The sequence below is a fragment of the Serratia sp. PL7 genome (genome assembly GCF_945957435.1).
The window spans coordinates 43,000-63,269 of the sequence record NZ_CAMFLB010000001.1; the positions used below are offsets into that span (position 1 = coordinate 43,000).

18 protein-coding genes are annotated in these 20,270 nt (G+C 62.6%); 9 read left to right on the forward strand and 9 right to left on the reverse strand.

The genetic code is table 11. From position 1 onward, the window contains the following. Positions 1-143: 143 nt before the first annotated feature. On the reverse strand, positions 144-1,112 hold the full coding sequence (gene cysK, locus N6G83_RS00230) for a cysteine synthase A (protein ID WP_004936453.1): 969 nt from the start codon (positions 1,110-1,112) through the stop codon (positions 144-146). A 185-nt stretch (positions 1,113-1,297) separates the two neighbouring features. Beyond that, positions 1,298-2,056: a sulfate transporter CysZ gene (cysZ, locus tag N6G83_RS00235; protein ID WP_025303781.1), complete on the reverse strand. Its 759-nt coding sequence runs from the start codon at positions 2,054-2,056 to the stop codon at positions 1,298-1,300. A gap of 221 nt (positions 2,057-2,277) precedes the next feature. Between cysZ and zipA the strand changes: the two genes are divergently transcribed. The 3 genes from zipA (at position 2,278) to N6G83_RS00250 (ending at position 5,610) form a co-directional block, all read left to right on the forward strand. After that, entirely contained in the window at positions 2,278-3,294 is a 1,017-nt protein-coding gene (gene zipA, locus N6G83_RS00240; protein WP_043140339.1) for a cell division protein ZipA, read from the forward strand. A 79-nt stretch (positions 3,295-3,373) separates the two neighbouring features. Further along, positions 3,374-5,395, forward strand: coding sequence for an NAD-dependent DNA ligase LigA (ligA, locus tag N6G83_RS00245; RefSeq protein ID WP_049209341.1), 2,022 nt, complete (start codon positions 3,374-3,376; stop codon positions 5,393-5,395). Further along, positions 5,395-5,610, forward strand: coding sequence for a DUF3820 family protein (locus N6G83_RS00250; protein WP_004936441.1), 216 nt, complete (start codon positions 5,395-5,397; stop codon positions 5,608-5,610). The genes ligA and N6G83_RS00250 overlap by 1 nt, the downstream gene beginning before the upstream one ends. A 27-nt stretch (positions 5,611-5,637) precedes the next feature. Here N6G83_RS00250 and N6G83_RS00255 read toward each other — a convergent pair whose 3' ends face one another. Continuing rightward, complete coding sequence (locus N6G83_RS00255) at positions 5,638-6,630, reverse strand: bile acid:sodium symporter family protein (protein WP_047574159.1); 993 nt, start codon at positions 6,628-6,630, stop codon at positions 5,638-5,640. Positions 6,631-6,726: 96 nt separating this feature from the next. Here N6G83_RS00255 and N6G83_RS00260 point away from each other — a divergent pair, with 96 nt between their 5' ends. Continuing rightward, positions 6,727-7,647 carry a LysR family transcriptional regulator gene (locus N6G83_RS00260; RefSeq protein ID WP_049209340.1) on the forward strand — a complete coding sequence of 307 codons (921 nt, stop codon included), beginning with the start codon at positions 6,727-6,729 and terminating at the stop codon, positions 7,645-7,647. A 1-nt stretch (position 7,648) separates the two neighbouring features. On the opposite strand, the gene N6G83_RS00265 is transcribed toward N6G83_RS00260, so the two are convergent. Together N6G83_RS00265 and N6G83_RS00270 are read right to left on the reverse strand one after the other, a co-directional pair. Next, positions 7,649-8,116, reverse strand: a complete 468-nt coding sequence (locus N6G83_RS00265) for a FlxA-like family protein (protein ID WP_043140327.1) — start codon at positions 8,114-8,116, stop codon at positions 7,649-7,651. A 52-nt stretch (positions 8,117-8,168) separates the two neighbouring features. Then, entirely contained in the window at positions 8,169-8,717 is a 549-nt protein-coding gene (locus N6G83_RS00270; RefSeq protein WP_043140323.1) for a nucleotidyltransferase family protein, read from the reverse strand. Between the two features lie 159 nt (positions 8,718-8,876). Here N6G83_RS00270 and N6G83_RS00275 point away from each other — a divergent pair, with 159 nt between their 5' ends. Further along, a complete protein-coding gene (locus N6G83_RS00275; protein WP_043140320.1) occupies positions 8,877-10,262 on the forward strand; it encodes an ethanolamine ammonia-lyase subunit EutB in 1,386 nt (461 codons plus the stop codon). Next, the gene (gene eutC, locus N6G83_RS00280; protein WP_043140316.1) at positions 10,259-11,050 is read left to right on the forward strand and encodes an ethanolamine ammonia-lyase subunit EutC; all 792 of its coding nucleotides are present in this window, start codon (positions 10,259-10,261) and stop codon (positions 11,048-11,050) included. The genes N6G83_RS00275 and eutC overlap by 4 nt, the downstream gene beginning before the upstream one ends. On the opposite strand, the gene N6G83_RS00285 is transcribed toward eutC, so the two are convergent. Further along, complete coding sequence (locus tag N6G83_RS00285) at positions 11,029-11,931, reverse strand: LysR family transcriptional regulator (RefSeq protein WP_060447978.1); 903 nt, start codon at positions 11,929-11,931, stop codon at positions 11,029-11,031. The two genes, eutC and N6G83_RS00285, sit on opposite strands and share 22 nt — an antisense overlap. A gap of 450 nt (positions 11,932-12,381) precedes the next feature. On the opposite strand from N6G83_RS00285, the gene budA reads away from it, so the two are divergent. From budA to N6G83_RS00300, 3 genes are all read left to right on the forward strand, one after another. Beyond that, positions 12,382-13,161, forward strand: coding sequence for an acetolactate decarboxylase (gene budA / locus N6G83_RS00290; protein ID WP_060448000.1), 780 nt, complete (start codon positions 12,382-12,384; stop codon positions 13,159-13,161). Positions 13,162-13,193: 32 nt separating this feature from the next. Beyond that, positions 13,194-14,879: an acetolactate synthase AlsS gene (gene alsS, locus N6G83_RS00295; protein ID WP_089181182.1), complete on the forward strand. Its 1,686-nt coding sequence runs from the start codon at positions 13,194-13,196 to the stop codon at positions 14,877-14,879. Between the two features lie 143 nt (positions 14,880-15,022). Further along, a complete protein-coding gene (locus N6G83_RS00300; RefSeq protein WP_016926798.1) occupies positions 15,023-16,609 on the forward strand; it encodes an ABC transporter substrate-binding protein in 1,587 nt (528 codons plus the stop codon). 729 nt (positions 16,610-17,338) lie between these two features. Here the strand turns inward: N6G83_RS00300 and N6G83_RS00305 are convergent. From N6G83_RS00305 to fepD, 3 genes are read right to left on the reverse strand one after another with little or no spacing between them, the layout of a single operon-like run. Continuing rightward, the gene (locus N6G83_RS00305) at positions 17,339-18,145 is read right to left on the reverse strand and encodes an ABC transporter ATP-binding protein (RefSeq protein WP_060447976.1); all 807 of its coding nucleotides are present in this window, start codon (positions 18,143-18,145) and stop codon (positions 17,339-17,341) included. A 17-nt stretch (positions 18,146-18,162) separates the two neighbouring features. Then, positions 18,163-19,200, reverse strand: a complete 1,038-nt coding sequence (gene fepG / locus N6G83_RS00310) for an iron-enterobactin ABC transporter permease (protein WP_025303767.1) — start codon at positions 19,198-19,200, stop codon at positions 18,163-18,165. Beyond that, a complete protein-coding gene (fepD, locus tag N6G83_RS00315) occupies positions 19,200-20,255 on the reverse strand; it encodes a Fe(3+)-siderophore ABC transporter permease (protein ID WP_049209335.1) in 1,056 nt (351 codons plus the stop codon). The genes fepG and fepD overlap by 1 nt, the downstream gene beginning before the upstream one ends. Between the last annotated feature and the right edge of the window lie 15 nt (positions 20,256-20,270).

Consider the following 20,270-nt stretch of genomic DNA (forward strand, 5'->3'; position numbering starts at 1 on the left):
ATTAATTTTGCGCATCGAAATAATGCAACGTTAAATACTAAAGGCGACGGGCAAAAGCAATCTTGGACTGCTATAAAGTTTGATCCAGTCCACAAAAAAGCACCCCGCAGGGTGCTTTTTTAGCGATTTGTGCAGTTGCGGAATTACTGCTGCAATTCCTGCTCGGTGAACAGATCGGCGAACAGCGCGGTGCTGAGATAACGTTCGCCGGAAGAGGGCAGGATGACCACGATAGTCTTGTCGGCGAACGCCGGTTCTTCGGCCAGTTTCACCGCCGCCGCGACCGCTGCGCCGGAGGAGATGCCCGCCAGGATGCCTTCTTCGTCCATCAGACGACGCGCCATGCTGATGGCTTCGTCGTTGGAGACTTTCTCGACGCGATCCACCAGGTCAAGATCGAGGTTGCCCGGAATGAAGCCGGCGCCGATGCCCTGGATCTTGTGCGGGCCCGGTTTCAGCTCTTCACCGGCCAGCGCCTGGCTGATGACCGGCGAGTCGGTCGGCTCGACCGCCACGGTGGTGATGGCCTTGCCTTTGGTGTTCTTGATGTAGCGGCTGACGCCGGTCAATGTGCCGCCGGTGCCGACGCCGGAGATGAACACGTCGACTTCCCCATCGGTGTCTTCCCAGATTTCTGGGCCGGTGGTTTTTTCATGGATGGCCGGGTTGGCCGGGTTGCTGAACTGCTGCAGGATCAGGTAGCGGTTCGGATCGGTCGCGACGATCTCTTCGGCTTTGGCGATGGCGCCTTTCATGCCTTTCGCCCCTTCGGTCAGCACCAGATTGGCGCCCAGCGCCTTGAGCAGCTTGCGGCGCTCGATGCTCATGGTTTCCGGCATGGTCAGCGTCAGCTTGTAACCGCGCGCAGCGGCGACGAAGGCCAGCGCGATGCCGGTGTTGCCGCTGGTCGGCTCCACCAGTTCCTTGCCGGCGGTCAGCACGCCGCGTTGTTCCGCATCCCAAATCATATTGGCACCGATGCGGCATTTGACGCTGAAGCTCGGGTTGCGTGATTCAACCTTGGCCAGAATGCGTCCGTTGCCGATACGGTTCAGACGAACCAGCGGCGTATGGCCGATTGTTAATGAGTTGTCTTCATATATCTTGCTCATAGCCCGTCCTTTAACTCTATGAAAATGTGGGGAACATCGAAAGCATACGCTAACAGTACCGGCAGGGAAGTAAAGAATTGGTATATCTATATGTTATTAGGAAATAAGTTTTAAGCACAATGATAAGGGCGCGAAATGCGCGCCCTGTCGAAAATTCCCGCGCTGTCGGCGGTAAAAAACAGCGATTATCGGACGAATTGCGTGCGATAACGATCGACCCACATCGCGGTGGCGCCGCAGACGGCGACCGGCAGGATCACCAGGTTGAGGATCGGGATCATGGTAAAGAGGCTGACCAGCGCGCCGAACTGCAGATTGTCGGTTTTGTGCTGGCGCAAAGCGCGGCGCATGTCGGCAAAGCTCACCTTGTGGTTGTCGAACGGGTAGTCGCAATACTGGATCGCCAGCATCCAGGCGCTGAACAGGAACCACAGCACCGGCGCCACCGTCTGGCCGATGCCGGGCACGAAGTACAGCGCCAGCAGCAGCAGCGCGCGCGGCAGGTAATACATTAGCTTGCGCCATTCGCGCGCCATGATGCGCGGCAGATCTTTGGCGATGCCGAGCAGGCCGGTGTCCGGCAGCGGTTTGCCGGTCAGGCTGCCTTCGAGCTGCTCGGCCAGCAGGCCGCAGAACGGCGCGGCGATCAGATTGGTGATAGTGCTGAATAGATAGCTGAACACCAGCAGCACCGAAATGACCGCCAGCGGCCACAGCAGGTAGCTCAACCATTGCAGCCAGTCGGGAACGTGGCTCATCATCGCCGGGATCCAATCGCCAAGCCGGCTGAACAGCCACCAGAAAGCGGAGCCCATCAGCAGCACGTTGACCAGCAACGGCAGGACCACATAGCGTTTAATCCCCGGGCGCGAAATCAGGCGCCAGCCTTCGGCGAAATAGTGAATGCCGCTGGTCGAGCGGGAAGGGAGCTGCGTATAGGACATATCTTAAGTTATCTCGTTGTCTGAACAGGCATCATTATCATATAGGGATGATTTTCCACTGGCTAGGGTAGGGTTGGCTGAAAAACCAGCAGAAAAAGGCAGTATAATCATCTTTATTGGCATAAAGTTCAGCACGGACTTGCACTTGTGTGCGCGGGCAAATAGAGTTAAAGAGTGAATGTTTGCCGCGGTGGCAATGTATTGGAACAACAGAGATAGCAATGATGCAGGATTTGCGTCTGATATTAATCGTTGTTGGCGCGATCGCCATAATAGCGCTGTTATTGCACGGTCTGTGGACCAGTCGCAAAGAACGGTCAGCGCTCTTCCGCGATCGCCCAGCCAAACGTTCCCAAAAGGAACGTGAACAAACTCCGATCGACGATCTCGAAGAAGGCGTCGGTGAGGTGCGCGTACGCGCCGCTCACCCGCAAGACGAGCCGTCATTCGGCCATTTCGATGCCGCACGCGAAGAACCCGTGGCCGCGCCGAAGCCCGCTCCGGCGGCTGCGCCAGCGCCCCACGCCGTTCAGCCGGCTGCCCATCAGACGCCGCCTCCGCTGTCTCAGCGGCCGGAATATGATGATATCCTGCTGAACAACTACGCGCCGGACGAAGAACAGGCCGAACCGCAGCAACCGCAACCGGCCGTGCGCCGTGAGCCGCGCGTCGACGATCTGCCGCATGAACATGAGGCGCCGCAGGGGGCAGAACCGGCATTCCACGCCGAACCGGCTCCTGTGCAGCAAGCGCCGGAAGTGAAGCCTGCGCCGGAACCTGCACCGCAGCCTGCGGCTGCGCCAATTCAGGCTAAGCTGAAAGAGACCGTGCTGGTGCTGCACGTCGCGGCCCATCAGGGCGGCGTGATCGGCGGCGAAGTGCTGCTGCAGAGCGTGTTGCAGGCGGGCTTCCAGTTTGGCGAGATGGGCATCTTCCACCGCCATATCAGCCCGGCCGGCAGCGGCCCGGTACTGTTCAGCCTGGCGAACATGGTCAAGCCGGGGTCGTTCGATCCTGACATGATGTCCGATTTCTCCACGCCGGGCGTGTCGATGTTCATGATGGTGCCGTCTTACGGCGACGCCAATCAGAACTTCAAGCTGATGCTGCAGTCGGCGCAGCGCATCGCCGACGACGTGGGCGGCGTGGTGCTGGACGACGAGCGCCGCATGATGACGCCGCAGAAGCTGGAAACCTACAAAGCGCGTATCCGTGAAGTGTTGGAAAACAACGCCTGACCGGGTTGCCGCGCGCACTGAACATCCGTAACAACAAAGCCCCCGCTAGCCGGGGGTTTTTTATCTTTGATGGTGAGCCATGGAATCGATAATCCAACAAATCAATCAACTACGAGCCACATTGCGCCATCATGAATACCAGTATCATGTGCTGGATGCGCCCGAAGTGCCGGATGCGGAATATGACCGCCTGATGCGTGAGCTGCGCGAGCTCGAGAGCGCGCATCCGGAGCTGATCACCGCCGATTCGCCGACCCAGCGCGTGGGCGCGGCGCCGCTTGCGGCGTTCGACCAGGTGCGTCACGAAGTGCCGATGCTGTCGCTGGACAACGTGTTCGACGAAGAAAGTTTCCTGGCGTTTTACAAGCGCGTGCAGGACAGGCTCAAAAGCAGCGATCCGCTGACCTTCTGCTGCGAACTGAAGCTGGATGGCCTGGCGGTCAGCCTGCTGTATGAAGACGGCGAACTGGTGCGCGCGGCGACGCGCGGCGATGGCACCACCGGGGAGAACATCACCACCAACGTGCGCACTATTCGCGCCATCCCGCTGCGCCTGACCGGCGACAACATCCCGCGCCGGCTGGAAGTGCGCGGCGAAGTGTTCATGCCGCAGGCCGGTTTTGAACAGATGAACGAAGAGGCGCGGCGCAAAGACGGCAAGGTGTTTGCCAATCCGCGCAACGCCGCCGCCGGTTCGCTGCGCCAGCTCGATCCGCGCATTACCGCTAAACGGCCGCTGACCTTCTTCTGCTACGGCGTCGGCCTGCTGGAAGGCGGCGAGCTGCCGCGCAGCCACTTTGAGCGCCTGATGCAGTTCAAGGCCTGGGGCCTGCCGGTTAGCGATCGCGCCCAGCGCCGCACCGGCAGCGAGGAAGTGCTGGCGTTTTATCGTCAGGTCGAGCAGGAACGCGCACAGCTCGGTTTCGACATCGACGGCGTGGTGATCAAGATTGACGACATCGATCTGCAGGAAACGCTGGGCTTTGTGGCGCGAGCACCGCGTTGGGCAACGGCGTTCAAATTCCCGGCCCAGGAGCAGATCACCGTGGTGCGCGAAGTGGAGTTTCAGGTTGGCCGCACCGGCGCGATTACGCCGGTGGCCCGCCTTGAGCCGGTGTTGGTGGCCGGGGTGACCGTCAGCAATGCCACCTTGCACAATGCCGATGAAATTGAGCGGTTGGGGCTGCGCATCGGCGATACGGTGATCGTGCGCCGCGCCGGCGACGTGATCCCGCAGGTGGTGGGGGTGCTGGAAGACCGCCGGCCGCAGGATGCGCGCGAAGTGGTGTTCCCGCTGCACTGCCCGGTGTGCGGCTCCGACGTTGAGCGCGTGGAAGGCGAAGCCGTGGCGCGCTGCACCGGCGGTCTTATCTGCGGCGCGCAGCGCAAAGAGGCGTTGAAGCATTTCGTTTCCCGCCGCGCGCTGGACGTTGAAGGCATGGGCGACAAGATCATCGAGCAACTGGTGGACAAGGAGTACGTGAAGAACCCGGCCGATCTGTTCCGGCTGTCCGCCGGCATTCTGACCGGTCTGGATCGCATGGGGCCGAAATCGGCGCAGAACCTGGTCAATGCGCTGGAGAAATCTAAACAGACCACCTTCGCCCGCTTCCTGTATGCGCTCGGCATTCGCGAGGTCGGCGAAGCGACCGCCGCCAACCTGGCGGCGCATTTCGGATCGCTCGAGAAGTTGTTCGCCGCTGACATCGAGGCGCTGAAAGAGGTGCCGGACGTCGGCGAAGTGGTGGCCAAACACACTCGCAACTTCCTCGATGAAGCGCTCAATCAGCAGGTGATCAACGAGCTGGTGGGCGCCGAGATCGGCATTCACTGGCCGGCGCCGGTGGTGGTGGCGGCGGAAGAGATAGACAGCCCGTTCGCCGGCAAAACCGTGGTGCTGACCGGCTCGCTGAGCCAGCTGTCGCGCGACGAGGCCAAAGATCGCCTGACGGCGCTGGGCGCCAAGGTCAGCGGCAGCGTGTCGAAGAAAACCGATCTGGTGATCGCCGGTGAGGCGGCCGGTTCCAAGCTGGCGAAGGCGCAGGAGCTGGGTATCGCCGTGATCGACGAAGCGGAGATGATCCGCTTGCTGGGTGAGTGATGGAAAAAGAAAACCTGCTGGAGATCGCCAATACCGTGATGCCGTTCGGCAAGTACCAAGGGCGGGTGCTGATCGATCTGCCCGAAGAGTACCTGCTGTGGTTCGCCCGCAAGGGCGAATTCCCCAAAGGCAAGCTCGGCATGCTGATGGAGATGACGCTGGCGATTAAAATCGAAGGGCTTGACCACCTGGTCAAGCCGCTGAAGAAAAGCTGAACTGACGGGCCTTGGCCCGTCTTTTTTTTACCCGCGCGACGCCTGCGCGTTGGGCACCGCCTGTTGCGCCTGCTGCTTGCGCTGATACCTTTTCGCCAATACCGCACAGGTCATCAGTTGCACCTGATGGAACACCATCAGCGGCAGCACCATGATCCCCACCGTCGCCGCCGGGAACAGGATATTGGCCATCGGAATGCCGTTCGCAAGGCTCTTCTTCGAACCGCAGAATACGATGGTGATCTCGTCTGCTTTGCTGAACCCCAGCCAGCGCGCCATGTAAGTGTTCACCACCAGCACGATCGCCAGCAGCACGATGCTGCCACCGACGATAAACGCCAGTGAGCCCATCCCTACCTGATGCCAGATGCCGTGCGTCACCGCCTCGCTGAAGGCGGCGTACACCACCAGCAGAATTGAAGTCTGATCGGTTTTACCGATAAGTGGCCGATGGCGTTCGATCCAGCCGCCGATCAGCGGCCGCAGCAGGTGACCGGCGACGAACGGCACCAGCAGCTGCAGCACGATCGAACCGACCTGCCGCAGGCCGCCGGTATCGCCGTGTACATTCATCAACAAGCCGACCAGCAGTGGCGACACGAAGATCCCGAGCAGGCTGGAGGCGGAAGCGCTGCATACCGCCGCCGCGACGTTGCCGCCCGCCAGCGAGGTGAAGGCGATGGCCGATTGCACGGTGGCCGGCAGGATGCACAGGTAGATGAAACCGGCGTACAGCTCGGGGCTGACGTCGATCGGCGCCCACCAGGCAAACAGCACGCCCAGCGCCGGAAAAATGATGAAGGTGCTGCACATCACCCACAGATGCAGCCGCCAGTTGTTGCTGCCGGCCAGGATGGCCTCGCGCGACAGCTTGGCGCCGTGCATGAAAAACAGCAGGGCGATGGCGGCGATGGTCAGGGCGTTGAGCCAGCCGACGAACTCGCCGCGCGCCGGCAGGAACGACGCCAGCAGCACGGTGGCGATCAGCGTCAGGGTAAAACGATCGGGCAGGAATCTCATGGCGATGCGCTCGGGTAGAAAATCGATGGGGCTATTCTCCCGCGCGGGCATATAATAATAAAATTGATTTATTTAATTCATCCATGAATAAAACACATGAATTACTCACTCAAACAGCTGCGGGTGTTCGTCGCCATCGCCCGCCACGGCAGCTTCAGCCGCGCCGGTGAGGCGATCGGCCTGACGCAATCGGCGGTCAGCCACAGCGTGAAAGAGCTGGAAGCGGAGGTCGGCGTGCGGCTGCTGGATCGCACCACGCGTGAAGTGGTGTTGACCGACGCCGGTCTGCGGTTGGCCAACCGGGTCGAGCGGCTGCTGGACGAGCTGCAGGCCGCGTTGCTGGATGCGCGCAGCTTTGGCGTACAGCGCAGCGGCACGGTGCGGGTGGCGACGAGCCAAACCATTTCCGCCCATCTGATGCCGCAGTGCATCGCCGCCGGCGAGCGTGAATATCCGGAGATCCGCATCATGCTGCGCGATCAGGCGCAGCAGCAGGTGCTGCACAGCGTGCGCAACGCCGAGGTGGATTTCGGCATCGTGGTCGATCCGGTACAGGCGGTGGATCTGGAGTGCGAAGCGGTGCTGCATGAACCTTTCCTGTTGCTGTGCCGCGACGATCATCCGTTCGCTGCGCAGCCGGCGGTGCGTTGGTCGGCGTTGAACGGTTGCCGCCTGGTGTTGCAGGATTATGCGTCGGGCAGCCGGCCGCTGATCGACAGTGCGCTGAGACAGCAGGGCGTGGAGGCGCAGGTGGTGCAGGAAATCGGCCATCCGGCCACGCTGTTCCCGATGGTGGCGGAGGGGATTGGCATCAGCATTTTCCCGGCGTTGGCGCTGCCGTTGCCGGAAGGGGGGCGGCTCCGGGTGCGGCGGCTGGTGCCGGAAATTAACCGCGCGCTGATGCTGGTGCGGCGCAAGAACCGCTCACTGACGCCGGCGGCGGAGGCCATCTGGCAGGTGGCGCGTCAGCAGGCGGCGCTGCTGCAACAGCGCCGGCGGGAAAACGCGGCATATTGACTCAGATATAGACGTCCACCGCGTTGAGCGGCGTTGGGCGGTTTACGCCGTCGCCGGATTGCGCCGCGGCTTTTTCCATTTGCTCCTGCTGCTGCTTTTCCATTTCTTCTTTCTGGATGCGCGCGATCTCGGCTTGCAACATCTTGATCTGCGCTTCGATCAGCTGTTTCTGCTTTTCGATCTCTTTGGGATCGGCGTCGGAATCCTTCAGTTCCACCAGCTTTTGCTGCAGCGCCTGAATCTGCCGGTTCAGCGCCTTGATGCGCGCCGAAGCGCGGCTTTCATTGAGGTTAACCGGTTCGTCATTGCCGTTGGCGCGTTCGTTTTTCTCCATCTTGCCGCCTTGCGGCTGGTTGTTGACCGGTTTGGCCATCAGCAATTCGCCCTGATGGCCCGGCGCGCTAAAGACGTTGCTGACGCCGGGAACGGTATTCTTGATCGGTACGATCATGGTGATGGTGGTCGACATGGTTGCTCTCCCTGAGTCTGGATCTCGCTGTTCAGGGTATCGGCAGCGGCGGCTAAATCTTTACCTGCTGCAAACGCGGCCAGCGCAGCAGCCAGCCTTTGTCGACCACGCGCTGGGCATAGGCCGTGTGATCGCCATTTTTCACGTTGAAGGTAATGGTGTCGTTGAACAGCGCCGCGAGCCCGAAAGGGGCGACCAGCGTGATGCTGTCGTCGGCGTTCAGGCGCGCGCCGATCGCCGTTTCCACTTCGGTCCAGAAGCTGATGGCCTCTTCGCTGTTGCGGTAGGGCGCCCGGCCGCCGCGCAGGTGCATGCGCGCCTGGTTCTTGACCGACCACGGCTGCGGCAGCCACTGTTGCAGCCGCGCCTCCAGCATGCGATCGCGTTCGGCGTCCGCACGCTGCGCATCGAAGTGGATCACGTCGATATCGTTGAGCGGCGTGGGCTCCCTATAGCCGTGGCGCCGATCCCACACCAGGTTGCGTACGAAGCCGGCGCCGAGGCACCAGTCATTCAGGCCGAGCCGGCGCACGGTGCGCAGGGCGGCCATGCGCGCGTTATCTTGTTGCAGCCAGTCGATAATTTGCCGTTGCGGATCCATCACCCCTCCTGTTTTCGCGGCTACTGTAACCCGAAGCGGCGGCGGGTGAAATGGGGGGACGCGTGGTGGCGGCGATCGCGTGCAAAATAATTTTCTTTTCCCACTGACTACACTTGGTGCAGGGCTGTTATCTCGTCACTCGGGGCAAGGGAGGGGGTTATGTATCAGGCAACGGTGGGCCAACGCGGCTATCGCTTTGGCGATCTGCGTCAGCTGATGGCGAAAGCTTCGCCTGCGCGTTCCGGCGATTATCTGGCGGAGGTGGCGGCGCAAAGCGCCGAAGAGCGTATGGCGGCGCGTATCGCGCTGGCGGATTTGCCGCTCAAGGCGTTCCTGCAGCAGACGCTGGTGCCGTACGAGCAGGACGAGGTGACGCGCCTGATTATCGATAATCACGATGCCGCCGCTTTTGAGCCCATCTCGCACCTCACGGTCGGCGATTTTCGCGACTGGCTGCTGAGCGAGCAGGCCGACAGCGCCATGCTGGCGCAGGTGGCCGCCGGCATTACGCCGGAGATGGCAGCGGCGGTGAGCAAGATCATGCGCAATCAGGATCTGATCCTGGTGGCGAAGAAGTGCCGGGTAGTGACGCGCTTTCGCAATACGATTGGTCTTCCGGGCCACCTCAGCGTGCGGCTGCAGCCCAATCACCCGACCGACAGCCTGCAGGGCATCGCCGCCAGCATGCTGGACGGCCTGCTGTACGGCAGCGGCGACGCGGTGGTTGGCATCAATCCGGCCAGCGACAGCCTGCCGCTGCTGGAAAAGCTCAACTACATGCTGGACGACGTGATCCAGCGCTTCGCCATTCCCACCCAATCCTGTGTGCTGACCCACGTGACCAACACGCTGCGGCTGATGGAGCGCGGCGCACCGGTGGATCTGGTGTTTCAGTCGATCGCCGGTACCGAAGCGGCCAATCGCGGTTTCGGCATCAGTCTGGCGCTGCTGGCGGAGGCGCAGCAGGCGGCGCTGAGCCTCAAGCGCGGCACGTTGGGCGATAACGTGATGTACTTCGAAACCGGGCAGGGCAGTTGCCTGTCGGCTAACGCGCATCACGGCGTCGATCAGCAGACCTGTGAGGCGCGTGCCTATGCGGTGGCGCGCCATTTCTCACCGCTGCTGATCAACACCGTGGTGGGGTTTATCGGCCCCGAATACCTGTATGACGGCAAACAAATTATCCGCGCCGGGCTGGAGGACCACTTTTGCGGCAAGCTGCTCGGCCTGCCGCTGGGTTGCGACGTCTGCTACACCAACCATGCCGAAGCCGATCAGGACGACATGGACACGCTGCTGACGCTATTGGCCGCCGCCGGGTTGACGTTCCTGATCGGCGTGCCGGGCGCGGATGACATCATGCTCAACTACCAAAGCACCTCGTTCCACGACGCGCTCTATATCCGAGAGCTGCTGGGGCTGAAGCACGCGCCGGAGTTCGCCGCCTGGCTGGCGGCGATGAACATCACCGACGAACGCGGGCGGCTGCGCGACGCCGCCGCCAATCACCCGCTGTTGCTGGCGCTGCAGGGAGAACGGACATGAGCAAACCGGTTCACGTCAACAGTTGGGATGCGCTGCGCGCCTTTACCGACGCGCGCATCGCGCTGGGGCGCACCGGCGCCAGTCTGCCGACCGACGAGCTGCTGCGCTTCGGCCTGGCCCATGCCCAGGCGCGCGACGCGGTGCATCAGCCTTTCGACAGCGAGCGGCTGGCGGCGGATCTGCACGATGCCGGTTGGCCCACGCTGGCGGTGCACAGCCAGGCTGGCGACCGCGCCGCCTACCTGCGCCGTCCGGATCTGGGGCGGCGATTGGCGCCGGACAGCCGCAGCCTGCTGCTTGGTTTACCGCCGCGCCGCGTCGATCTGCTGCTGGCGGTGGCGGACGGCCTCTCCTCCAAGGCGGTGCACCGCCAGGCGCTGCCGTTGCTGCAAGCGCTGCGGCCCTATCTCGATACGCTGGGGCTGACCGTGGCACCGGTGGTGCTGGCGCATCAGGCGCGGGTGGCGCTGGGGGATGAGATCGGTGAATGCCTGCAGGCTCGGGCGGTGGCGATGCTGATCGGCGAACGGCCGGGGCTGTCGTCGCCGGACAGTCTGGGCATCTATTTGACCTGGGGACCGAGCGCGCGCAGAACGGACGCCGAGCGCAACTGTATTTCCAACGTACGGCCCGAGGGGCTGGATTACCCGCAGGCGGCGTTCCGCCTGGCCTGGCTGCTGGAGCAGGCGTTCCAGCGGCGGCTGAGCGGCATCGAGCTGAAGGACGAGAGCGACAACCCGGCCCTGCATGGACGAGTGACGCCGCTTTACCCCCAGCTGGGCGGCTGACCGATGGTTTGCTGCAGCAGGGCAGTGAAGGCAGCCAGCCGGGCGGACACCTTCGCCATCGGGCGCAGCAGATAGATGCCTTGCTGCTCATGGCGCGGATCTTCCAGCATTTGCACCAGTTGCCCGTGCTGCACGTCCGGCCCCACCACCCAGTTGGGCAGAAAGGCGATGCCGAGCCCGAGCAGTGCGGCCTGACGCTGCGCGGTGAAGTCGTCGCAGCGCAGCGCCATGGTGCAGCGGCTCATCAGCGCCGCGTCGAGGATCTGCGCCCAGCAGGCCGGCTGCTGCTTGTGGTAGCGGGCGATCAGCCGGTGCTGCGGCAGCGCCTCCAGATCGCTCGGCAGGCCATAGCGGGCGACGTAGCCGGGGCTGGCGCACATCACCCAGCGTTGGGTGGCGATGCGGCTGGCGTACAGCGCGCTGTCCTTCTGCTCGCCGATGCGGATGGCGGCGTCCAGCCGTTCCTGGGTCGGATCGGTCTGGCGTTCGGTCAGATCGAGATCGACCCACAGCTGAGGGTACCGTTCCGCCAGCGTCGGCAGCAGCGGTAGCACATAGGTTTTGCCGAAGGTCGGCAGGCAACTGATGCGCAGCGTGCCCTGCGGCGTTTCGTTCAGCGCGTTCAGCTCGGCGCGAAGGCCGGTAATGTCCGTCATCAGAGCGGCGGCGCGTGTCAGCAGCAGCTCGCCGGCGTCGGTCAGCAACAGGCCGCGGGTGGAGCGCACGAACAGCGTCGCGCCGAGCGCGCTTTCCAGCGCATCGATATGGCGCACCAGCGAAGAAGGCACCATACCCAGCTGGCGCGCGGCGGCGGAAAAGCTGCCCAGGTGGGCCACGTCGAGAAAAATTGGCAGATGTTCTACATAGCGGGCGTCATTCATTTTTGCATTATATGCAAAAGCGTTTCTTATGAATACCCGCTTCTCTGCCGGCGGCGCGGCGGCTACTCTGGCTGCGGGTTGACGACGGGCTTCAACGCCGCCTTATCCCGGCCGTATAGAGAGAAAACGCATAAACCTCGCGGCGCTTAGCACTAAATAACAGATGTTTTTCCCAGGCTGCGCGAGCCGCCTGCGGAGTTGATAGTCGCTCCAACACCAGATTAACCGTTCAATTTGATATCCGATCCAGCATTAATGATTAGTGAGCCTTTACTTTCACTCATCATGCTGTTGACTCTGGATATCGGCCGGCCAGCCGTGCCGGTTTTTTTGTCGCCTCAGGCTGAATCGTTCCAACTGATGAACGTGCCTGAGAGGCATCTTGGCCCGCCGTCGGTGGGTCTTTTGAACGCGCGGAACCGCGATCCCGCGCTGGTGGAGGAGTTAGTCATGAACGAAAAACACGGGTGTTCCTGTGCGCGCCATTTGGCGCAGGGTTTTGCCAGGCAGTCAATCAACGCCGGGGAGGGCGAAATCTATCAAATCTCGCTGATGAGCGCGCTCATCGACGGGGTCTACGAGGGCGAAACCACCATTGCCGAGTTGCTCAAACACGGCAACTTCGGCCTCGGCACCTTCAATCATCTGGACGGTGAACTGATCGCTTTCGATCGGGAAATACACCAGCTGCGCGCCGACGGCAGCGCCCGGCCGGCCTGCCTGCAACAGAAAACCCCCTTCGCCGTCGTCACCTTTTTCCAGCCCAGCGTCAGCCAGCAATTCGACCGGCCGATCACCAAGGCACAGCTGCACCAGTGCATCGACGAACAGGTCGCCTCGCCGAACCTGTTCTGCGCGGTGCGGGTGGACGGTGAGTTCAGCCATGTCGAAACCCGCACCGTACCGCGTCAGGAACGGCCTTACCGCCCAATGCTGGAAGCGATAGAAGAGCAGCCGACCTTCTCGTTCCATCAGCGGCGCGGCACGCTGGTCGGCTTCCGATCGCCGGATTACATGCAGGGCATCGGCGTGGCCGGCTATCACGAACACTTCGTTACCGACGACCGCAGCGGCGGCGGCCACGTACTGGACTACCAGCTCGATCATGGCCGTTTGCAGTTCGGCGTCATCACGCGTCTCAATCTTCAGTTGCCGCATGATGCGGATTTCTTGCGCGCCAACCTCTGCCCAGAGGATTTGGACCGCGCGATTCGTTCCGCCGAGGGCTAACCCCGGCGATTGTTTTCTTAGGAGGTGGAACCATGGCACAGGAAAAAACAGGCAATGACTGGCAATGCGGCGCCGATTTGGTGGTGAAAAACCTGGAGGCGCAGGGCGTCAAACACGTTTTCGGCATTCCGGGCGCCAAGATCGACCGGGTGTTCGACTCGCTGGAGGACGCGCCATCGATCGAAACGGTGGTGGTGCGGCATGAGGCCAACGCGGCCTTTATGGCGGCGGCGGTCGGCCGCCTGACCGGCAAGGCCGGGGTGGCGCTGGTCACCTCCGGGCCGGGCAGCTCCAACCTGATCACCGGGCTGGCGACCGCCACCTCGGAAGGGGACGCGGTGGTGGCCTTCGGCGGGGCGGTGAAGCGCGCCGACAGCCTGAAGCAGACGCACCAGAGCATGGATACCGTCAGCATGTTCCGGCCGGTGACCAAGTACTGCGCCGAAGTGCATGCCGGTTCGGCGATTTCCGAGGTGATCGCCAACGCCTTCCGCCGCGCCGAGTTCGGCCGGCCGGGGGCGTCGTTCGTCAGCCTGCCGATGGATATCGTCAATGAACCGGTCAGCGCGCCGGTGCTGGCGGGCTGCCGCTTGCCGCGCATGGGGGCCGCGGCGGCGGACGACATTCAGGCGGCGGTGAAACTGATCCGCCAGGCCAAATGCCCGGTGCTGCTGCTGGGCTTGCAGGCCAGCCGGCCGGAGAACAGCGAGGCGGTGCGCCATCTGCTGTACCGCACCCATATGCCGGTGGTTGGCACCTATCAGGCGGCGGGGGTGATCGACGTCAACCACTTTGCCCGTTTCGCCGGCCGCGTCGGCCTGTTTAACAACCAGCCGGCCGATCAGCTGCTGCAGAAGGCCGATCTGGTGGTGAGCGTCGGTTATGATCCGATCGAATACGATCCCTGCATGTGGAACAGCCACGGGCGGCTGAAGCTGGTGCATATCGACGTGCTGCCGGCGGATATCGATACCTGCTATCGGCCGGACGTCGAGCTGGTGGGCAACATCAGCGCTACGCTGAACATGATGACCGAAGCGTTCACTGAGGCGGTCTGCGTGCCGCCGGAAGTGGAGCTGATCCTCACCGATCTTGGCCGCCAGCGTACTGAACTGGCGGAGCGCGCCGCGCGCCGCGGCGGCATGCCGATCCACCCGCTGCGCATCGTCAAGGAGCTGCAGGACATCGTCAGTGACGACGTGACGCTGTGCGTGGACATGGGCAGTTTCCACATCTGGATCGCCCGCTATCTTTACAGCTTCCGCGCTCGCCAGCTGTTGATCTCCAACGGCCAGCAAACCATGGGGGTGGCGCTGCCGTGGGCCATCGGCGCGGCGCTGGTGCGCCCCGGCGACAAGGTGGTGTCAATCTCCGGCGACGGTGGCTTCATGCAGTCGAGCATGGAGCTGGAGACCGCGGTGCGGCTGAAAAACAACATCGTGCACGTGATCTGGGTCGATAATGCCTACAACATGGTGGAAATGCAGGAAGTGAACAAATATCAGCGCAAATCCGGCGTGGAGTTCGGGCCCATTGACTTCAAGGCCTACGCGGAATCCTGCGGCGCGGTCGGCTTCGCCGTGCAGTCGGTGGACGACCTGCGGCCGATGCTGCGCAAGGCGATGGCGATCCAGGGGCCGGTGGTGGTGGCCATTCCGGTCGACTATGCCGACAACTATAAGCTGATGGCGCAGATGAACTTCAGCCAGATGATTTAATTTCATCATCATCGTGCCGTTTCACCGGGGCAGGCCGCTTGCGCGCCTGCCCGTTTTTATGCGCGGAATTTGTCCTTTACATCGCTAACTGCATGATTTATTGCTATCCGTTGGGCTGTTTTTTCACCACTGGGGATAGCGCAATGAAAAGAAAAGCAATAACGATCGGGCTGCTGGCGTTGGCGATTGCCGGCGGCGCGCGGGCCAATACGCTGGTCTACTGTTCCGAAGGCTCGCCGGAAGGCTTCAACCCGCAGCTGTTCACCTCCGGTACCACGGTAGACGCCAGTTCGGCGGCGATCTACAACCGGTTGGTGGATTTCAAACCCGGCACCGTCGAGCTGCAACCCAGCCTGGCGGAAAGCTGGGAGGTGAGCGAAGACGGCAAGCGCTATACCTTCCATCTGCGCAAGGGCGTGGCATTCCAGAGCAATAAATATTTCACGCCCACCCGCGATTTCAACGCCGATGACGTCATCTTCTCGTTTATGCGCCAGAAGGACGCCAACAACCCGTATCACAAGGTCTCCAACGGCGCCTACACCAACTTCGAGTCGATGGAGTTCGGCACGCTGATTGACCGGATCGTCAAGGTGGATGACCACACCGTGCGCTTTGAACTCTCCCGCGCCGAGGCGCCGTTCGTCGCCGATCTGGGCATGTATTTCGCCACCCTATTATCGGCGGAATATGCCGACGCGATGCTGAAGGCCGGCACGCCGCAGCGGGTGGACAACGATCCGATCGGCACCGGGCCGTTCCAGCTGGTGCAGTACCAGAAAGACGCGAAAATCCTCTACAAGGCGTTCGACCGCTACTGGGAAGGCAAGCCGAAGATCGATCGGCTGGTGTTTTCGATCACGCCGGATGCGACGGTGCGTTACGCCAAGCTGCAAAAGAACGAGTGCCAGGTGATGCCGTTCCCTAATCCGGCGGATCTGGCGCGCATGCGGCAGGACGGCAACCTTCAGGTAATGGAAAAATCCGGCTTGAATATCGGCTTCCTGGCGTTCAACACCCAGAAGAAACCGTTGGATAACGTCAAGGTGCGCCAGGCGTTGGCGCTGGCGGTCAACAAGCCGGCGATCATCGACGCGGTGTTCCACGGCGCCGGCCAGCCGGCCAAGAACCTGCTGCCGCCGACCCAATGGGGCAGCAACGCGCAGCTTGAAGACTACCCGTATTCGCCGGAGCGTGCGAAGCAGCTGTTGCAGGAGGCCGGGTTGGGGCAGGGCTTCGATATCGATCTATGGGCGATGCCGGTGCAGCGGCCCTATAACCCCAACGCCAAGCGTATGGCGGAGATGATCCAGGCCGACTGGGCTAAAATCGGCGTGCGCGCCAAAATCGTCACCTTCGAGTGGGGCGAATATTTGCAGCGGATTAAAAACGGCGAACACCAGACCGCGCTGATGGGCTGGACCACCGCCAACGGCGATCCAGACAACTTCTTCGGCCCGCTGTTCACCTGCGCTTCGCTCGGCGGCTCCAACTCGGCGAAATGGTGCTACAAACCGTTCGACCAGCTGATCCTGCAGGCGCGTGAAGAGAACGATCATGCCAAGCGGGTGGCGATGTACCAGCAGGCGCAGGTGATGATGCACGATCAGATGCCGGCGCTGATGATCGCGCACTCGACCATCTTCGAACCGGTGCGCAAGGAAGTGAAAGGCTACGAAATAGACCCGTTCGGCAAACACATCTTCAAGCAGGTGTCGCTGGAGAAGTAACGAAAAGGCCGGGGTAACCCCAATGCTGATCAGTTAGCGTTTTTCTGCAGGCGTTCGTGACATTTTCGGTCGATAAAAGTGAGATGCCCCATGTGGCTCACGCACCTCGACCGAGCCAGGAGCCGAAGGCGCGGCCCCTGGCAACCCGCGCCTTTGCCCTATCAGACGGTTGGCTTTGCCAACTCCCCTCTCTCCGCCATACCGCATTGAGGCCGGTTGCGACAGGCGTCCCTGCCTGTCTCACCTGAAACCGCCGTCCATGGCGGTTTCGCCTAATGCGCTATGCCTGCGTTCGGCGTCTTCAAGGGCGCCCAACACCGCGCTCATCTCCAACTTCTCTACCAGAACCTCATAAGCGACAGATTTCCCGGTAGCAGCCAGCTCAGGTGTTGACCTTGGGCGCGCATCACCGGCTGCCGAGCAAGACGGCGTTGTCAGGGTCAACCGGCCAGGGAAGGCCGGTTGAGGCGAGACTAACAGGGACGTTTGTCGCAGCCGACCCGCCCGACAACGCAGACGCGGCGAGGGTATCCGCGTAGCGGACAGATGGTGTTAAGCGAAGGCGCGGGTGGAGGGGCCGCGCTATCGGCCCCTCCAATTGCCGTTCATATTGGCCACAGAGAAATGCGGACATTTACGGCAATTCCCCAGCACAGAACGCCCAGAGGCTGGATAAAAAAATGCCACTCAGGCTTAAGTGAGCGGCATTGCGGGGTAACCCGGCCTTTTTCATGCGTGCGGCGCGTCGCAGTGGTAGCGGCCGCGCGGGATCACCAGCGGCGTGTGGGACAGCGGATCGTCGATGATCATGCATGGCATGCCGAACACCCGTTCCACCAGCTCGGCGGTAATGATCTCCGCCGGTTTCCCCTCAGCCACGATCTTGCCGTCGCGCATGGCGATGATGTGATCGGCATAGCGGCAGGCGTGGTTGAGATCGTGCAGCACCGCGATGAGGGTTTGGCCGCGCTCGCGGTTGAGCTGGCGGAACAGATCCAGCAACTCTATTTGGTGCGCGATGTCGAGGTAGGTGGTCGGTTCATCCAGCAGCAGCAGCGGCGTTTGCTGCGCCAACGCCATCGCCACCCAGACGCGCTGTCGCTGTCCGCCGGACAGCTCGTCGACGCTGCGATCCGCCAACTGGCTGACGTTGGTGGCCGCCATGGCGGCTTCCACCGCCTGTTTGTCGGCCTGCGTCCACTGTTTCAACAGGCTCTGGTGCGGATAGCGGCCGCGCGACACCAGGTCCGCCACGGTAATGCTGTCCGGTGCGATCGAGGTTTGCGGCAGCAGCCCAAGCTCGCGCGCCAGCGCTTTGGTGGCGAAGCTGCTGATGTTTTTGCCGTCCAGCATCACCTCGCCGGCGCTGGGTTTCAGCAGGCGGCACAGGGCGCGCAGCAGCGTCGATTTGCCACAGGCGTTCGGCCCGACGATCACCGTGAAGGCGCCATCGGGGATCGCCACGCTCAAATCGTCAGCGATGATTTTATTGTCGTAGCCCAGCTTCAGGTGCGAGGCGTGCAGGCGGTGGCTCATGGCATTATCACTCTTCATTATCTGCGGGCCTCACGGATGAGCAGCCAAATCAGGTACAGGCCGCCGATGCAGACGGTCACGACCCCGACCGGCAGTTGGATCGGCGCGAAAAGATGTTGGGACACCACGTCGGCGCTGAGCAGCAGCGCTGCGCCCATCAGCGCCGATGACGTCAGGGTGACCGAGGATTGTCCGGCCAGGCGGCGGGCGATCTGCGGCGCCGCCAGCGCGATAAAGGAAATCGGCCCGGCGGTGGCGGTGACGGCGGCGGTGAGGGTAACGCCGAACAGCATCAGCCACAGCCGGCTGCCTTCGGCGTTCACGCCCAGCGCGCGCGCCGTGTCGTCGCCCATTTCCAATAGCTGCAGCCGTTTGCCCATCAGCAGCGCGGCCGCGGCCGCCAGCAGGATGAACGCCGTGGCGGGCTGGGCTTTCTGCCAGGTCATGCCGTTGAGCGAACCGGCCTGCCACATGGCGGCGTCCATGGCGCGCTCCAGCGAAGCGGTGATGATCAGCCAGGTATTGGTGGAGACCAAGACCGCGCTGATGGCGATGCCGACGATGATCAGCCGGAAGCCGGCGATGCCTTGCCGCCAGGCCAGCAGGTAGATGGCCAGCGCGGCGAGAATGCCGCCGGCCAGCGCGCCGCCGGCGATGTAGTAATAGCCGCCGTTGAACAGGGTGATGGCGATCAGCGCGCCGGTGTAAGCCCCCATGTTAAAGCCAATCACGTCCGGGCTGCCGAGCGGGTTGCGGATAATCGACTGGAAGATGGCGCCGCTCATGCCGAGCGCGCCACCTAACAACAGCGCCATGGCAATACGCGGCAAACGCCATTGGGTGACCACGGTGACCAGATTTTTCGGCGCCTCGCCGCTGAGCGCGGCAAAGACCTGTTCCAGCGAAAGTTGCAGTGTGCCGTAGCACAGCGCGGCAACGGCCATCGCCAGGCACAACGCCAGCAGCGAAAGATTGACCAGCAGCAGGCGCAGCGGCATGCGCCAGTTGATGACGCCGTCCGGGCGGCCGATATGCAACGTGTGGGGCAGACTCATCACAGACCCCCCAGCGTTTTCTTGCGGCGCACCAGCCAGATCAGCACCGGCGCGCCGATGAAGGCCGCCACGATGGAAACCCGCAGTTCACCGGCCGCCAGCAAGCGGCCGACCACGTCGGCGCACAGCAGTAAAATCGGCGCCAGCAGCATGGAGTAGGGCAGGATCCAGCGCTGGTCGGGGCCGACCCACCAGCGGGCGATATGCGGCACCATCAGGCCGATGAAACTGATTGGGCCGACGGTGGCGGTCGCCGCGCCGCACAGCAGCGTGATGGCGATCACCGCGACAATCTGAGTCAGCACTACGCGCGCGCCGAGCGCGATAGCCAAATCTTCCCCCATACCGATGGTATTCAGCGGCCGGGCGATGAGCAGCGTCAGCAGGCAGCCGAGCAAAATGGCGGGGGCGGTGACCGGCAGCGTGGACAGCGTGCGGATATCCAGCGTGCCGGCCTGCCAGAAGCGCAGTTGGTCAAAGGTTTGCGGATCGATCAGCGACAGCCCGGTGGTGATGCCGAGCAGTACCGCGCCGATCGCCACGCCGGCCAGCGTCAGCCGCACCGGGTTGATGCGCCCACCCGCCAGCGTGCCGATCAGGTAGACCAGCAGGGTGGTGAGGGCAGCGCCGACGAAGGCATAGGCCATATAGCTTTCAGTGGTGGCGGCGCCGAAAAACATGATGCCGATGACCACGGCGAAGCTGGCGCCGGCGTTGATGCCGAGCACGCCGGGATCGGCCAGCGGATTGCGCGTCAACGCCTGAATCAGCGCGCCGGCGGCGCCGAGCGCCATGCCGGCTAAAATGCCCGCCAGCGTACGGGGCACTCGGGCGTTGAGAATGATGGTGCTGTCGGAACCGCTCGCGGCGCCCTGCAGGCTGAGCCAGACGGTATGGAAGGGGATGGCCTTGGAACCCAGCATCAGGCTGGCAATGATGCACAGCAGCAACAGCGCCAAACCGATACCGAACCCGGCGAGGCGTTTGAAGCCACTGGCGTAAGCTGCGTGCGGTGCGGACGAAAGCGTCCGCTCAGTCGGAGTGGGTACGTTCACACCGGTAACTCCTGT

Excerpts from the sequence above, each read along its gene's own strand:
- zipA (WP_043140339.1), top strand. The coding sequence starts at position 2,278 with ATGATGCAGGATTTGCGTCTGATATTAATCGTTGTTGGCGCGATCGCC.
- N6G83_RS00265 (WP_043140327.1), bottom strand. The coding sequence starts at position 8,116 with ATGTCGACCACCATCACCATGATCGTACCGATCAAGAATACCGTTCCC.
- alsS (WP_089181182.1), top strand. The coding sequence starts at position 13,194 with ATGGCACAGGAAAAAACAGGCAATGACTGGCAATGCGGCGCCGATTTG.
- cysZ (WP_025303781.1), bottom strand. The coding sequence starts at position 2,056 with ATGTCCTATACGCAGCTCCCTTCCCGCTCGACCAGCGGCATTCACTAT.
- cysK (WP_004936453.1), bottom strand. The coding sequence starts at position 1,112 with ATGAGCAAGATATATGAAGACAACTCATTAACAATCGGCCATACGCCG.
- N6G83_RS00260 (WP_049209340.1), top strand. The coding sequence starts at position 6,727 with ATGAATTACTCACTCAAACAGCTGCGGGTGTTCGTCGCCATCGCCCGC.
- N6G83_RS00255 (WP_047574159.1), bottom strand. The coding sequence starts at position 6,630 with ATGAGATTCCTGCCCGATCGTTTTACCCTGACGCTGATCGCCACCGTG.
- N6G83_RS00300 (WP_016926798.1), top strand. The coding sequence starts at position 15,023 with ATGAAAAGAAAAGCAATAACGATCGGGCTGCTGGCGTTGGCGATTGCC.
- budA (WP_060448000.1), top strand. The coding sequence starts at position 12,382 with ATGAACGAAAAACACGGGTGTTCCTGTGCGCGCCATTTGGCGCAGGGT.
- N6G83_RS00270 (WP_043140323.1), bottom strand. The coding sequence starts at position 8,717 with ATGGATCCGCAACGGCAAATTATCGACTGGCTGCAACAAGATAACGCG.
- eutC (WP_043140316.1), top strand. The coding sequence starts at position 10,259 with ATGAGCAAACCGGTTCACGTCAACAGTTGGGATGCGCTGCGCGCCTTT.
- N6G83_RS00285 (WP_060447978.1), bottom strand. The coding sequence starts at position 11,931 with ATGAATGACGCCCGCTATGTAGAACATCTGCCAATTTTTCTCGACGTG.
- ligA (WP_049209341.1), top strand. The coding sequence starts at position 3,374 with ATGGAATCGATAATCCAACAAATCAATCAACTACGAGCCACATTGCGC.
- N6G83_RS00250 (WP_004936441.1), top strand. The coding sequence starts at position 5,395 with ATGGAAAAAGAAAACCTGCTGGAGATCGCCAATACCGTGATGCCGTTC.
- fepG (WP_025303767.1), bottom strand. The coding sequence starts at position 19,200 with ATGAGTCTGCCCCACACGTTGCATATCGGCCGCCCGGACGGCGTCATC.
- N6G83_RS00275 (WP_043140320.1), top strand. The coding sequence starts at position 8,877 with ATGTATCAGGCAACGGTGGGCCAACGCGGCTATCGCTTTGGCGATCTG.
- N6G83_RS00305 (WP_060447976.1), bottom strand. The coding sequence starts at position 18,145 with ATGAGCCACCGCCTGCACGCCTCGCACCTGAAGCTGGGCTACGACAAT.